Raw genomic sequence first — 14,566 nt, 5'->3', positions numbered from 1 at the left:
ATACGTTAAATCAACTTGAAAAGATATCTTTCAATCCACAATAAGTTCGCTCAATTTTACGTCAAGCAGGATTGCAATTTGGTTCATGGTCTGCAAATCTGGCTGCGACTTTTGAGAGCACCACTTGCTCACAGTACAAGTTGACTTGCCCAATTTCTCCGCAAGCCATTTGCTTGTCAAGTGCTTCTCCACCAAGACGACTTTAATCCTATTCAAGTCTTTATTCATAGCTGCAAATCTAATAAATTAAACTATCACGCAAATTTAATAAATTATTTTTGCTTCTCAAAGTATTACTATATTTTAACTCAATTTATTTGCTAAAGGGAGAATCTTCACTTAACACAATTCAATATAAGTTCGGGATAACCTTAAAACAATACCATTTGTTTTGTATGTTCTATGGTGTATCCTTGTAATGCTTCGAGTTTATTGTCATAAGAAACACTATACAGTCAGTATTACAATCAGATTCATCAAGAAATTATTGATAGATTCGTGCTTTGAAATTGGCGATTTCCGGATTGCAGTAAACGAACAAATGTATCACGATGCTATCTGCACCGTTGCCTGCAAAGACAGGAAAAAGAGTAGGATATTCTTCTATTCATGTCATCGGTTTCTCTTTAAATGGTTCACAAATCAATAATCCAGAGCGATTAAAAGCCCCTATTTACTTCGGAAATTTCTCTTGCTGCTTTCATCGCCATCACTCCACAATCAAAGCAAAGAAACGAATTAACCTAACTTATTCAAGTGCAAAGGTACTCCGGGCTCTTAACAGGGAAACAAGGTCAAGCCGTTCCGGTTTTGGCAAAAATCTTCCCTGTGCCATGAATGTCACGAGGTATTTTTCCCAAAAACCTTGTTTCCCCTAAGCCCTACCTTTTGATGCACATGAAATAAGTCAGCTCAACTCGTCAATGCATAAAAAAAATGTCGTGATTATGAAAACAGCAAAAGAAATAATTAATCGAAATAAGTACAGACTCAATCTGCCCCTGCATATGTTGATTGGCTGGACGGTTTGGCTCGGACTTTCGGGTATCGGTTGGGGATTGTACGGTGGTTACTTCCTTGTATGGATGATTGACTTATGGCTTGCAAAGGAGCTGATAATTAGTGTACTTTGCTTTGTATGGGGTTGCCTTGTCGCCATTTTATCTATGGCTGTTGTAATCGGCATTATCGTTTGGCTATTAACAATCTAAACTTCTTCACCATGACAACAAATTCCCCCTTCGCAGTTTCTTTCACGGGACATCGGAAAGAGCGCATCTTACAAGACAGCACCATCGAAAACGTGCGATTTCATCTGACCATGCAGGTTGCCAAGCTGTATATGCAGGGTTATAGAACCTTTTACAGCGGAATGGCTAACGGCTTCGACTTGTCGGCAGCAGCGGTCATTATGCACATGAAGCGGGTATATAATGACATTCGGTTGGTGGCGGTCGTTCCCTTTGCCAATCAGTCGGCACGGTATAGCGAGCAAGACAAACTCCAATATGCAGCCATTCTCAAACAAGCGGACGAGGTGGTCACCATCTCCCTGCATTACTACACAGGTTGTTTCCATCATCGGAATGACTATCTGATAAGCCACGCCAATGTTGTGGTGGCATATTGGGACAATGCGCCCAAAGGCGGCACTTACTACACAGTGAGCAAAGCCAAGCAAATGAATAAAGAAATTATCAACCTATATAAATAATCTATCTTATGGGAACAAGATATAGCAAATCAGCAGCGCAGCAATGCAGATATTACGAGGTGGATAACATTTACGAGTACATGGTATCAACCTACATAAACGGCAATATCAGCCAGTTCCGAGAACTATACAAGGAGTTATGCACCGATGCACGAAAAGAGTTCATAACATATCTGTTTGACGAAGTAATCCCTGCATGGCGGATAGAGATAATTCAAGCAACCATTTAACGCCCCCTAAAAACAAGAAATATGAAAGTATCAGTATCTTTTAAGAACGCTATCCAATCCTATTTGGAGCAGAGAGCCGAGTATGACGAACTATTCGCCCATTCATACCGCAACCCATTGAAGAACATAGAAGATTGTATAACCTATATTTTGAACTATGTTCAGAAAAGCGGTTGTAACGGCTTTGATGACGATGAAATATTCGGGCAAGCCGTGCACTATTACGATGAAGCCGACATAGAGGTGGGCAACCCGACAGACTGCAAGGTGGTGGTCAATCATCACGTGGAACTTACTGAAGAAGAAAAGGCGCAGGCACGCAAGGATGCTATCAAACGAGCCGAAGACGAGGCTTACAGCAGAATGACACAGCGTAAATCCGCCCCCAAGAAAGAGAGCAGCAACCATGAACAAATGACACTTTTATTCTAACGATTATGAAACCGAGAAATAAATTCCAACAGCACGTTTTAGAGTTAAGCAGACGTTTGTCCCGAATCACCGAACCCCAAAAACGCTGGGCGTATAAGCATTACTTCGACCATATCGCCAAGCGGAACGGCTCCATTTTCGAAGACGGCCCCATGTAGCTTTCAATTACATACGTATCCAGCCATTTGCTACATACGTATGTAGTCGACCGTTACATACGTATGTAGTGCCATGCTACATACGTATGTCGTGACCTGCTACATACGTATGTAGCAACCCATGAGATAGGTATGTAATATTCCGCCCGAAACCTTTGCCGTCCCGAAAGAATTGCTAACTTTGCGGATGCAGTACCAACAACCAAAAAAGGAGGTAGTTATGTATAAATACAAACTCGTCAAGAAAGTCAATCCGCAGGATAGAAAAGCAGCCAAGAAATGGTATGCAATCCCGGTCAGCGAAGTTTCCCAAACTGTGAAGGCAATGACACGTGCCGCTACGGAAAACACCACGACCGCTCCCATCGAAATGGAGGCCGCGCTGGACTTGCTGGGCAAACATGCCCGCCAACAGTTGCAACAAGGCCACACCGTCCGTGTGGGCGACCTGGGTACCATCCGTGTCACCTTTAAGAGCGAGGGCGTGGAAGATGTCACGAAGTTCAATGCCGGGGCGATGATAAAGAACCCGCGCATCATCTTCACTCCCAGCAAGGAGTTCCGCGAGAGCGTGCTTCAAGGCATCCAGTTCCAGAACGGCGGCGTGCTGGATGAAGGCGTGAGCTATGCCAGCCTTACCGACTACCGAACGGCCAAAGGCCTCTCCGGCGGCGGAAACACGGGCGGTTCGTCCGGCAGCGGCAGGGAAGGTCAGGAAGAAAACCCGTTGGGCTGAGAACGCCCCAACGCTGTTATATAAACTCCCGCCCCTCTCTCGGAAAACTTAATTCGGAACTGCTACGAGAAAGAGGCGGGACTTTATGTATAAGACTTCTTTGTAGTTATACACCTTCGGCTTCGGCTCCTTGCACTGGCGGAAGAAGTTGTCCAAGAAACTGTCCAACGGGTTGCTGTTCTTGTCGAACAGCAGAAAATCTTTCCGGTTCGCCCCGTCAGCGGCGGTGGTTTTCGGTGTGCCGTCCTTTTTCAGTCCGGCGACGACGCTGATTTCTCCCGTCTTCTCGTCCCGGACAATCAGCACGTCCTTTTTCTCTTTTTTCTGTTCCATACGTTTCTGTCTAATTAAACATGAATTTGTTTCGGGGGCGAAAATAGCTGCCCCAAGCCGTTCCGCAATGGATGGCGGGGCGCGTGGCAGCTTGTGGCATCCGTCTGGCAGCTTGTGGCTTCACGGCCTCTTCCTTTTTGCCTCGTTTTTCTCCTCGAACTCCCTGAAATGGTTTTTCAGAAAGTCCTGCACGTCCGACTCCTTGTAGTACACCTTGTGCCACAGCATCCGGTATTTCAGCGTGCCCGAACTGCGGTAACGCTGGATGGAGCGCTTGCTCGTGTTCAGCAGCTCGCACAAGTCCTGATTGTCCAGCAGCCGTTCCCCGTCGAGGTACTTGGTCTCCTTGTACTCCTTGCCCGCGAGGGAGGTGAGCAGCCGTTCGTTCCGGTCGAAACGCTCCATGATTTGCCGCATCCAATCCTCGAAGGTATCCAAGTCCAGCGTGCTCATAAAGAAAGAGTTTCATGTGTAGTCCAATAACCTTTTCTGAACTCATCCAACGTCTTTGGGTTACAGGTCACAATACGTTGAGCGATACATTTTTCCACATCCGACAGTCGGTACAAACATTTGCTGCGTATCATACAAAAAGGAATCACCCGTTCTTTCCGCATACGTTGAAGAGTCCTCGTGCTTATTTTAAGTAAGTCCGCCAGCTCTTCACTTGTCAGCCAAATTTCCGGTTCCAACAAGGGTGCGACCTCTTTTTTGAACACATAATCGGAAATCCGATTAATCTTTTCCACCAAATCCTGATAGGCTTGATGATCCATTGTTATTATTTCCATGCTTTTACGTTTTTGGATTATGTCGCAAAATTGAGAAGAGAAAAAGGGATACATCCACAGGTAGGTAACGACCTATGAAAGATTTTTATAGTATTTAGTCCACATCATGACCTTTATTCCAAATCTCCAATGCCAAAGCACAGGGCCGTGTCAATTCTTTGCCTATATTTGCAATACAAATGAAGCCAACAATTATACTTAAAGCCGATGAGCTACCTAATATACATTTATACATTAGCACTGGAGGATAATTTTTACTATGTAGGGAAAACCACCGACCCCGACAGAAGATTCAATGAACATTTCAATGATAATGGAGCCGTATGGACTAAACTACACCCTCCCGTCAGTGTCATTGAAAAAGAATCCTTTCTTGTCTCTTCACCAGAAGAAGAAGATCGTTGGGAGAATCACCAGACCATAAAAATGATGAAAGCCAAAGGTTGGCAGAGAGTCAGGGGTGGTTTCTGGTGCAATGTGGGTGAAATCGAAACGATTAAAAGCTTGCAGCATCACAGATATTTTTTAGATATAGACATGGAGGATATTTCATTTAATAAAAGAGAGCAATTCATATATCTTCTTGAATTGGAAAACGGCAAATACTATGTTGGTTATTCACGTTCTCTGCAAGCCGCCCTCAAAAAGCATGAAAAAGGCATTGCCTCCTATTGGACCCGGATTAATAAACCTATACGGTTATTAAAGTATCAGGAAGTCGTTTTTGAGAACGGTATTCCCAATATAAATAAGGTCAATGAGTGGGTACTTCAATGCGGTGCTGAACATGGCTATGAAAATGTTCGCGGAGGGAGTTTTACACTTTGGGACTCAGAACGTCATTTGGGACTCATCCAATCCTTCTTGCGTAAAAGAGGAGACCATAAACCCCTTGCCGACCTTAGCACACGTAGCAAATTCATAGAAGAATACGAAGAAAAGAATTCCATGATTGATTATGATTTACCGCTGAAAGATAGTGAGAGAGTCATGGTTGTTTATGTTCTGGCATTAGAAGACGGCTGCTTCCATGTGAGTTATAGCAGCGATCTGTCTGCGCTTATGCAAAAGTACGAGAGAGGAAAATATGGCGAATGGTGCAAGCTCCATACTCCTATAGAATTATTAGAAGTTATTCCCGTTATATGCCCCAAAGATTATTTGGAGATTATCGAAGAACTTAATCCCATTGTTGAGAAATACTTCAATAAATATGGAGCAGAGAAAGTCAGAGGTGGCAGGTTCCCTATTGTAGATGAAAATCTACACATGAAAAAGGTTTTTGAAAGGTACAAGATAGAAGGAGGCAAATATATTGAATATACCAAGAAAGAAATGAATCATCTGAAATATGAACGCAAGAAGCAGCGGAAAACGAATTTTTCAAATGAATGAATATTGACAAGAAACTCCCTATTACTCACGTAAACCAACCGTCTTGCCAAGAAAAATCCCAATCACGGATTTTGCCCCCAACTCCATCATCTTTTGTCGGAGTTGCCGGAAACTCTGTCCACTGGTCAGCACGTCATCAAATAAGATTACATTCATACCCCGAACATCCCGTTTTCTAATACTCAGATTAGACACAACCTCTTTGCGCGAGTTTCCTTTCATCTGCTCCCGTTCCTGCTCAATCCATATCGTCTGAAATCCATCCCGTACATTCAACCATTTAGATAAATGGTAACAGAGAACCGGAAACCTTTTCCGTTGCCGCTCCCGTGTCGAAGCCGGAATAGGAATTAAAATCGTTTGTTGGGGAGAATTGCAGTAGGAAATATTTTTCATGCAAAGAGAAACAATCTTTGCGACCAGCATACCGCAATGGCCGCCCTCTTTAAAGCGGAATATCAAATTACTGATACGCTTCTGATGTACATCAACTTTTTGAACTCGCGTGGGATAATAGTCATGTACATAGTAGCAAAGACTTCCATCTATCTCAAAATATCCCTTGAAAGTCGTATCATACGGATAAAAATCCGTTTCTACGCCACAGTCATAAGAAAACACCAGAATATCTTTATACATGCTCAACCGTTCGGAATGCTCCGCCCGTCCAATCCATCCGGCCGAGCCTCCGGTATTCATCATCCCGATACCGATTTCAAGTTGCTTATTGAATGGTTGATGTGAAATGACATACCAGTCATATTTTTTACAGACCTCCGTAAAGTCACAGAAATTATCCGAAAGAAAATAGAACAAGCCGCCTTCCTTCAGCACAATTACAAACTCACCTAATGGCTGCCGCTTCAAATAGAAAAACTCTTCAAAGTCCCTTAGGTCATACCCCATTGGAACCTTATAATCCTCGAATACCATTCCCGAATCATATTCGACGAGCATATCAAAAGCCTCAACCATAATCTCTTTGTTCAAATTCAATAACATGCACAAAGATAGCCACTTGACATTCAGAGGTAAAATTCAGCCATCCTCTTTTATATTCTTTTATAGATAGAAATGACAATCGGACAGAGATTGGCAAGAAAGCGGCTTAATCCGCTTCATACGATAGCAAATTAAGCCGCATTAATGGCATTGACAATCAGTTTACCCCCTGTTCCTTGCCTATCTGCAAGAAAATAGGGATTTTTTGTTCGCTGACCTTCTGTGTAAGTCGCCGGCATATCCATTCCCTGAACATGGAGCAGAACGGACTATTCATGCGAAAGGCAAGCATTATAATCATATTGAGATTATAATAATCCAGCTTTCCATATTTACCGGGAGCATATTCGATTGGCTTTTCTTTTTTCACTGCATACTCCTGTAAATCCCCTTCTGCAAAAATCTTTTTAACTTGACGTTCCACAGAAGCACCGCCAACAAAGAATATATCCGCAATTTCTGCTATACTCATCCAAATACTGCCATCCTCGGCAGGCTTGAGAGATATACGAACACCGCCGGAATCTCCGGCCTCTATAATTACCTTACCTTCTTCCATATATCAAATATTACAATTTTAATTCCATTGATCCAAATCATCCAATTTCCCAGCCAACTGTTGCATATCTTTCCGTATTTTATCATTAGTTATACGAGCATAAATCTGTGTCGTTTCAATATTCGTATGTCCCAACATTTTCGATACAGTTTCAATCGGAACACCCTTCGCAAGCGTCGTCGTTGTGGCGAAAGTATGCCGGGCAAAATGGAAGGTGATATTCTTATTTATTCCGCACAAATCGCCAATTTCTTTCAAATACGAATTTAATTTCTGATTGCTCAATACAGGCAGCAATTCTCCTTTGGGTAGCTGTCCTTCGTACTTCTTCAATATAGCCAACGGTATCTTCAGCAGAGGAACATTCACCGGAGTATCCGTTTTCTGCCGATGCTTCATAATCCACGGCTTACCATCAAAAGAAATACTAATCTCACTCGCTTTTAATGTTTTCAAATCAATATACGCCAAGCCCGTAAAACATGAAAAAATGAAAACATCCCGCACCTGTTCCAATCGTTTCGTGGGAAACTTCTTCTTCATTATCTTTTGCAGTTCCGCATCCGTCAAATATCCTCTATCCACACGCTTCAAACGAATTTTATAATTCACGAATGGATCAGTAAAAATCCAGCCATTATTTTTCGCCATAATCACAATCATCCGAAAAGTCTGCATAAATTTAGCAGTTGTATTTTCATTACATAGACTAACGGTACGTAAATACGTCTCAAAGTCCGTGATGAACATATGATTAATCTCTTTCAGAGCGATGTCCGTGATATTATACTTAGCCTTCATAAATTCCTCCATCCTACGATAACATCTATCATACTTAGCTAATGTAGCTGCACTCTTACTGATACCTACTAACTTTTGTGCATCATCATTATGTTTTCTGAATAGCTCCAATAATGTTTGTTGTTTAATAGTATATCCTAAGAAAGCATTTCTTACTTTCTCCGCAGTGACAAACGATTCATGCATTTCAATATCACGATAGTGATTTTTCAAGGAAGTACGTATATCCTCCAACAAGTCATTCAACTGGCGTGCCTTTACGGAGTTACCTGCCGCTTTACCTTGTTTAACGTCCCATGCCTTAGGATTAATATTCAATTTAGAACTAAATTGAGATACCTCACCGCTTACTGTCAGTCTGACCATTATGCAGACTGTACCATCTTTGTTCACTTGATTTTTTCTAATGTAGAAAAGAATCTTAAAAGTACTTTTGCTCATATACGTTGTTCTTTTTATGTCCGTTACAATAGGAATCTTACTTCCCGTTGCAAAGGAACGATTAACAATTCGTGTATGAACAGACATCCAAGAGACAACAAGCGACAAATCAGTAATTTACAGTTAAAATCGTTACTATTTTCATTGGCTGATTTTCAGTAACGATTTAGTAACACTACTTTGTCCAAACAGGGCATTTTCATGTCTTTCACTTGTCACAGCACAAACATAAAAAAGTCCCGTAAAACCTTGATTTTACAGGACTTGTCTTAGCTTTTCCGTCATTCGTCTTTGACGCTCAGCGGAGAGACGGGGATTCGAACCCCGGATACCCTTTAGGAGTATACACGCTTTCCAGGCGTGCCTCTTCAACCACTCGAGCATCTCTCCTCTTTTTCGGAGCGCAAAAATAGAAGAAATTTTCGGAATTACCAAATGTTTTATATAAATATTCCGACTGGCAAAAAACTTCTTTTCAATAATAAAAAACATCCGATTTTACTTGTATAAAATCGGATGTTAAATTTTCAAGCTATCAGTTTTCAATAGTTTTCAGCGGAGAGACAGGGATTCGAACCCCGGGTGCCTTGCAGCACAACGGTTTTCAAGACCGCCGCAATCGACCACTCTGCCACCTCTCCAAAAACTTCTTTTTAAGAAGCTTTTCTTCTAAAGCGGTGCAAAGTTACAAATCATTTTTAAATCTGCAAACATTTTTCTCTTTTTTCGCGAATTAATCGTACTTTTGCCCCCTGAAAACAGGCTGAACCCATGATATACCCACAAAACTTTGAACAAAAGATAGGTTTCGACCAAATTCGCCAACTACTGAAAGAGAAATGTCTCAGTACCCTTGGTGAAGAGCGAGTGACCAATATGACATTTTCTGACCGCTTCGGTGAAGTGGAAGAACGTCTGGAGCAAGTTACAGAATTTATCCGCATAATCAGGGAAGAAGATAACTTTCCCGCACAATATTTTTTTGATGTCCGTCCGTCACTCAAAAGAATACGGGTGGAAGGCATGTATTTAGACGAACAGGAGCTTTTTGATTTGCGTCGTTCGTTGGAAACGATACGGGACATTGTACGCTTTTTACAAAAGGAGAACGAAGAGGATAACAATTCTCCCTACCCTTGCCTGAAACGGCTTGCTGGAGACATCATGGCATTTCCTCAGCTTATTGGAAAAATAAATAATATCCTGTCTCCCTATGGGAAGATTAAAGACAATGCCTCAAGCGAACTGGCACGCATACGTCGAGAGTTGGCGAGTACCATGGGAAGCATTTCCCGTTCCTTGAACAATATATTGCGAAATGCACAATCAGAAGGAATTGTGGATAAAGATGTAACTCCCACGATACGTGACGGACGCTTGGTTATCCCTGTAGTACCAGCCTTGAAACGAAAGCTAAAGGGTATCGTGCACGATGAGTCGGCCAGTGGAAAAACAGTTTTCATCGAACCCGCCGAGGTAGTGGAAGCCAATAACCGCATCAGAGAACTGGAGGGGGATGAGCGACGTGAGATTATCCGCATCCTGACAGATTTCTCCGGACAACTCCGACCATCCATTCCAGATGTATTACTTTCATACGAATTTCTTGCCGAAATAGACTTCATACGTGCCAAAGCTATGTTTGCCGAGCAAATATCAGGACTGAAACCGGCTCTTGAAAACAAACAGATCTTAGACTGGACTATGGCAGTGCATCCACTGTTGCAACTGTCTCTCGCCAAACACGGGAAAAAAGTAGTACCACTTGATATCGAACTGAATGAAAAACAACGTATCCTTGTCATTTCGGGTCCGAATGCCGGTGGAAAATCAGTTTGTCTGAAAACAGTAGGAATCCTTCAATATATGCTGCAATGCGGGCTGCTTATCCCGATGCACGAACGCAGCCATGCCGGAATATTCAGTAACATCTTTATCGACATAGGTGACGAACAATCCCTCGAAGACGATTTGAGCACTTACTCTTCCCACCTCACAAACATGAAAATCATGATGAAGCATTGTAATGAATGCAGCCTCATCCTTATTGATGAATTCGGTGGAGGAACCGAACCGCAGATTGGAGGAGCCATTGCCGAAGCCGTACTGAAACGCTTCAACGAAAAGCTTACGTTTGGTATCATTACCACACATTACCAAAATCTGAAGCATTTTGCCGAAGACCATGAAGGAGTGGTAAATGGGGCTATGCTGTATGACCGCCACCTGATGCAAGCCTTGTTCCAACTTCAGATAGGCAATCCCGGAAGTTCATTTGCCGTGGAGATTGCACGTAAAATCGGTTTACCTGAGGATGTGATAGCCGATGCGTCAGAAATCGTTGGCAGCGAATACATCAATGCCGACAAATACCTGCAGGACATTGTACGTGACAAGCGGTACTGGGAAGGAAAACGCCAGACTATCCGCCAGCGTGAAAAGCAAATGGAAGAAACCATCGAACGCTATCAGACCGAAATTGAGGATCTGCGGAAATCACGCAAAGAAATCCTGCGAAAAGCTAAGGAAGATGCAGATATATTGATGCAAGAAGCCAATGCACGTATTGAAAATACCATACGGACCATCAAGGAAGTACAAGCCGAAAAAGAGAAGACACGTCAGGTACGTAAGGAATTAGCCGACTTCCGCGAATCGATGGAAACCCTTGCCAACAAGGAACAAGAAGAAAAAATAGTCCGCCAAATGGAAAGGCTGGCGGAGAAGCAAAACCGGAAAAAAGAGAAGAAAAACCGAAAAGAACAAAATCCGCAAACTTTGGCAGCACAACAAACACGGAAAGAAACCGAACGCACGGCTGTTATCACTCCCGGTTGCCATGTCAAGATGAAAGGGCAGGCTTCCGTAGGAGAAGTTATGGAAGTGAATGGAAAAAACGCTACGGTTGCCTTCGGAAATATAAAGACCACCGTCAAACTGGAGAGGCTGGAGTGTACCAATGCACAGCCCAAGCAAGCAGATACCTCTACTAAAAGCACATACATCAGCACTCAGACACAAGACAGCATGTATGAGAAAAAGCTGAACTTCAAGCAAGACATCGATGTTCGTGGCATGCGTGGCGATGAAGCTCTGCAAGCCGTCACTTATTTCATAGATGATGCCATTCTCATAGGCATGTCACGTGTACGCATTCTTCACGGAACGGGTACGGGTATTTTACGCACCTTGATCCGTCAATACCTGCAAACAGTACCGGGCGTACGCCAATTTGCCGACGAACATATCCAATTTGGAGGTGCGGGTATCACAGTAGTGGACTTGAACTGAAAATTCCAAAAACAAACAACTTCAATCGCAAATCTTTAAATCGTAAATAAACAGATGAAATCAATCAAAGAACTCTACCGTATCGGTACAGGCCCTTCAAGCAGTCACACTATGGGACCGCGCAAAGCGGCCGAGATTTTTCTGGAAAGACATCCGGAAGCTGCTGCATTCAAAGTAACATTATACGGAAGCCTGGCAGCAACTGGCAAGGGACACATGACCAATATTGCCATCACCGAAACGCTGCAGCCGGCAGCACCGGTAGAAATAATCTGGGAGCCCAAAATATTCCTGCCCTTCCATCCCAACGGTATGAAGTTTGTTTCCGTGGACAACGAAGGCAGGACGACAGACCAATGGACTGTATTCAGTGTCGGAGGCGGCGCTTTGGCTGAAGAAAATGACGGCGCTTCTTCCATAAACACCCCGGACGTATATGAAATGAACCGTATGACCGAAATTCTACAGTGGTGTGAGCGTACCGGAAAAAGCTATTGGGAATACGTCAAGGAATGTGAAGAAAGTGATATATGGGACTATCTGCAAGAAGTATGGAGAACCATGCAAGCTGCCGTCAAACGGGGGCTGGAGCAAGAAGGTGTCCTACCTGGCCCATTGAATCTGCGCCGTAAAGCATCTACCTATTACATACGTGCCAGCGGATATAAGCAATCCCTCCAGTCCCGTGGCTTGGTATTCTCGTATGCACTTGCCGTAAGTGAAGAGAATGCTTCGGGAGGTACAATCGTTACTGCCCCCACTTGCGGTTCATGCGGAGTAGTGCCTGCCGTGCTTTATCATTTGGCAAAAAGCCGTGACTTCAGTGAAATACGCATTCTTCGCGCCCTTGCCACAGCCGGACTGGTAGGAAACATAGTAAAAACCAACGCTTCTATTTCAGGAGCAGAAGCCGGATGCCAGGCAGAGGTAGGAGTGGCTTGTTCCATGGCTTCGGCTGCCGCCAATCAGTTGTTCGGAGGAAGCCCGTCACAAATAGAATATGCGGCGGAAATGGGATTGGAACATCACTTGGGCATGACCTGCGACCCGGTATGCGGACTGGTACAAATACCATGCATAGAACGTAATGCATATGCTGCGGCCCGTGCCTTGGATGCGAATCTTTATTCTTCCTTCACAGACGGCATGCACCGTGTATCCTTCGATAAGGTAGTTGAAGTGATGAAAGAAACCGGTAACGACCTGCCGTCACTTTACAAAGAAACAAGTGAAGGAGGATTGGCAAAGGATTACAAACCAATGTGATAAAACGAGAAGAGTCTCTCACTGATGCGTGAGAGACTCTCTCATAAACAATATCAATCGTCTATATATCGACCATTCTCCTCTTTAATTAAATTTCAAAGAACAATCATTTCCTACACCACTGCGCCTGCGCTCGATCTTAGTAACTATCTCTCCCTGAAAATACTGATTGAAGAAATTATGTGCAGTCAAAGGCAACCAGTTGCCAATAACCTGTCAACTGATGCTGTCTGTCCGGTAATCTTCCATCAACTCTTCTTTTGTCATGGAAATATTACCTTCGGCCGTTACAGTCAGTCTGATAGGAACGTAAAGATCCGACTGCGGATAACACACACTGGCCGCATATATCATTCCCTGAGGAGTCACCCGGTCAAATACCAATCCTTCAAGAATAGCATATTTCATAAACTTCGCATCGATCAATGAGGCAAAACTCTCTTTTGTAAATACCTTATCCACTACTTGCTTGCCACCACAGGTTATATGCAAAGTAATGTGGTTATCAACGAATTTTTCACCTTGCTCGTTCGTTACTATGGGCAGGCTCTCATCCGGTTTGCGCACTACGGACGATTCATAATCTTTTCCTTTATAAGCAAAAACCGTCTTCACATCAGATACCTGCATACGCTGCGGACCGGCACTTTCTGTGCTATCCTGCATCAATACCTGCATGTCATTTCCATTTTTACTCTTTGATGAACAAGCTGAAAGGCAGATAACAGATACACACGCCAATGCATAAACTATATTCTTCATTGTTTCGTTTTTTTGTAAGTTGGATAGCGCAAAGAAACAAAAAGAGCAGCAAAAACACAAGGAAAAGCCGGAAAACAATAAAGAGACCGATGAAAACAGGGTAAACAAAGGGGATTACCATGTTCTCGTCGGTCTCTTTTTACACCAACACCTTGAATACTCAATTCTTTGCGGCCTCTTTTCCCTTAGATTCCATTTTATCTTTTCTATCCTGCATTTTCTTATTATAAGCTGCATATTGGTCTTTTGTCAGGATCTTCTGAAGCTGTGCATCATAAGCAGAACGGGCGTCCTTCATTTCTTTATGTTTCTTTTCCATTCCAGCCTTTCTATCAGCCTGATGCCGCTTTCCTGTCCGGGCACAGCAGCATGAATCACACGCATTCTTACCTTTTCCCGCATCCGGTCTGCGGTGCATCGGTCTGCCACCCATTTTATCCACAAATACCAGGTTGGCTTCCAGCAGTTGTTTCTTCTGGGTATCATTCAAAGAGTATTCCTTTGCCATCCGTTCTGTCATGCGTTCGGCACGCACTTTCGGGTCAGGCATTCTGTCACCGCGACGGGCATGCTGCGCCATCGCCGCACTGCCCATAAAGAAGGCAGCCACTAATATCAAAATAATCTTTCTCATCATTCCATTTCTTTTTAAGTT

16 protein-coding genes, 2 tRNA genes and 1 pseudogene are annotated in these 14,566 nt (G+C 43.3%); 8 read left to right on the top strand and 11 right to left on the bottom strand.

What is annotated here, in order from left to right; genetic code table 11:
- Positions 1–30: 30 nt before the first annotated feature.
- Positions 31–228, bottom strand: coding sequence for a helix-turn-helix transcriptional regulator (locus tag BACHE_RS08930; protein WP_013547370.1), 198 nt, complete (start codon positions 226–228; stop codon positions 31–33).
- A gap of 719 nt (positions 229–947) precedes the next feature.
- Here BACHE_RS08930 and BACHE_RS08925 point away from each other — a divergent pair.
- From BACHE_RS08925 to BACHE_RS08905, 5 genes are all read left to right on the top strand, one after another.
- A complete protein-coding gene (locus BACHE_RS08925) occupies positions 948–1,211 on the top strand; it encodes a hypothetical protein (RefSeq protein ID WP_041579291.1) in 264 nt (87 codons plus the stop codon).
- 11 nt (positions 1,212–1,222) lie between these two features.
- Complete coding sequence (locus tag BACHE_RS08920) at positions 1,223–1,714, top strand: SLOG family protein (protein ID WP_013547368.1); 492 nt, start codon at positions 1,223–1,225, stop codon at positions 1,712–1,714.
- An 8-nt stretch (positions 1,715–1,722) separates the two neighbouring features.
- A complete protein-coding gene (locus BACHE_RS08915) occupies positions 1,723–1,944 on the top strand; it encodes a hypothetical protein (protein WP_013547367.1) in 222 nt (73 codons plus the stop codon).
- Positions 1,945–1,965: 21 nt separating this feature from the next.
- On the top strand, positions 1,966–2,376 hold the full coding sequence (locus BACHE_RS08910; RefSeq protein ID WP_013547366.1) for a PcfK-like family protein: 411 nt from the start codon (positions 1,966–1,968) through the stop codon (positions 2,374–2,376).
- Positions 2,377–2,754: 378 nt separating this feature from the next.
- Positions 2,755–3,270, top strand: a complete 516-nt coding sequence (locus tag BACHE_RS08905; protein WP_013547364.1) for an HU family DNA-binding protein — start codon at positions 2,755–2,757, stop codon at positions 3,268–3,270.
- A 123-nt stretch (positions 3,271–3,393) separates the two neighbouring features.
- Here BACHE_RS08905 and BACHE_RS08900 read toward each other — a convergent pair.
- The 3 genes and pseudogenes from BACHE_RS08900 to BACHE_RS08890 form a co-directional block, all read right to left on the bottom strand.
- A pseudogene (locus tag BACHE_RS08900) lies at positions 3,394–3,603 on the bottom strand (DUF4099 domain-containing protein); the annotation flags it as partial.
- 120 nt (positions 3,604–3,723) lie between these two features.
- Complete coding sequence (locus tag BACHE_RS08895) at positions 3,724–4,056, bottom strand: helix-turn-helix domain-containing protein (protein ID WP_013547362.1); 333 nt, start codon at positions 4,054–4,056, stop codon at positions 3,724–3,726.
- A complete protein-coding gene (locus BACHE_RS08890; protein ID WP_041579769.1) occupies positions 4,053–4,394 on the bottom strand; it encodes a helix-turn-helix domain-containing protein in 342 nt (113 codons plus the stop codon). Before BACHE_RS08890 ends, BACHE_RS08895 begins: the two co-directional genes overlap by 4 nt.
- Before the next feature lie 207 nt (positions 4,395–4,601).
- On the opposite strand from BACHE_RS08890, the gene BACHE_RS08885 reads away from it, so the two are divergent.
- On the top strand, positions 4,602–5,789 hold the full coding sequence (locus BACHE_RS08885) for a GIY-YIG nuclease family protein (RefSeq protein ID WP_013547360.1): 1,188 nt from the start codon (positions 4,602–4,604) through the stop codon (positions 5,787–5,789).
- Between the two features lie 21 nt (positions 5,790–5,810).
- On the opposite strand, the gene BACHE_RS08880 is transcribed toward BACHE_RS08885, so the two are convergent.
- The 5 genes from BACHE_RS08880 to BACHE_RS08860 all read right to left on the bottom strand — a co-directional run bounded on the left by BACHE_RS08880 (position 5,811) and on the right by BACHE_RS08860 (position 9,233).
- Positions 5,811–6,764 carry a ComF family protein gene (locus BACHE_RS08880; RefSeq protein ID WP_013547359.1) on the bottom strand — a complete coding sequence of 318 codons (954 nt, stop codon included), beginning with the start codon at positions 6,762–6,764 and terminating at the stop codon, positions 5,811–5,813.
- 184 nt (positions 6,765–6,948) lie between these two features.
- Positions 6,949–7,350 (bottom strand): virulence RhuM family protein, encoded by a 402-nt coding sequence (locus BACHE_RS08875; RefSeq protein WP_013547358.1) that lies wholly within the window; start codon positions 7,348–7,350, stop codon positions 6,949–6,951.
- An 18-nt stretch (positions 7,351–7,368) separates the two neighbouring features.
- Entirely contained in the window at positions 7,369–8,592 is a 1,224-nt protein-coding gene (locus BACHE_RS08870; RefSeq protein WP_013547357.1) for a site-specific integrase, read from the bottom strand.
- A 302-nt stretch (positions 8,593–8,894) separates the two neighbouring features.
- Positions 8,895–8,982 (bottom strand) — tRNA-Ser (locus BACHE_RS08865).
- A 166-nt stretch (positions 8,983–9,148) separates the two neighbouring features.
- A tRNA-Ser gene (locus BACHE_RS08860) sits at positions 9,149–9,233 on the bottom strand.
- A gap of 130 nt (positions 9,234–9,363) precedes the next feature.
- Between BACHE_RS08860 and BACHE_RS08855 the strand changes: the two genes are divergently transcribed.
- Both BACHE_RS08855 and BACHE_RS08850 read left to right on the top strand, forming a co-directional pair.
- Positions 9,364–11,883 carry an endonuclease MutS2 gene (locus BACHE_RS08855; protein ID WP_013547356.1) on the top strand — a complete coding sequence of 840 codons (2,520 nt, stop codon included), beginning with the start codon at positions 9,364–9,366 and terminating at the stop codon, positions 11,881–11,883.
- Between the two features lie 54 nt (positions 11,884–11,937).
- On the top strand, positions 11,938–13,149 hold the full coding sequence (locus BACHE_RS08850) for an L-serine ammonia-lyase (RefSeq protein ID WP_013547355.1): 1,212 nt from the start codon (positions 11,938–11,940) through the stop codon (positions 13,147–13,149).
- 216 nt (positions 13,150–13,365) lie between these two features.
- On the opposite strand, the gene BACHE_RS08845 is transcribed toward BACHE_RS08850, so the two are convergent.
- A complete protein-coding gene (locus tag BACHE_RS08845; protein WP_013547354.1) occupies positions 13,366–13,911 on the bottom strand; it encodes a DUF4738 domain-containing protein in 546 nt (181 codons plus the stop codon).
- Between the two features lie 160 nt (positions 13,912–14,071).
- Positions 14,072–14,545 carry a DUF4890 domain-containing protein gene (locus BACHE_RS08840; RefSeq protein ID WP_013547352.1) on the bottom strand — a complete coding sequence of 158 codons (474 nt, stop codon included), beginning with the start codon at positions 14,543–14,545 and terminating at the stop codon, positions 14,072–14,074.
- Positions 14,546–14,566 lie beyond the last annotated feature (21 nt).

Source organism: Bacteroides helcogenes P 36-108 (genome assembly GCF_000186225.1).
Classification (GTDB): Bacteria; Bacteroidota; Bacteroidia; order Bacteroidales; family Bacteroidaceae; genus Bacteroides; species Bacteroides helcogenes.
Note: the sequence above shows the minus strand (reverse complement) of the source record. Positions and strands in the feature narration are given on the sequence as shown.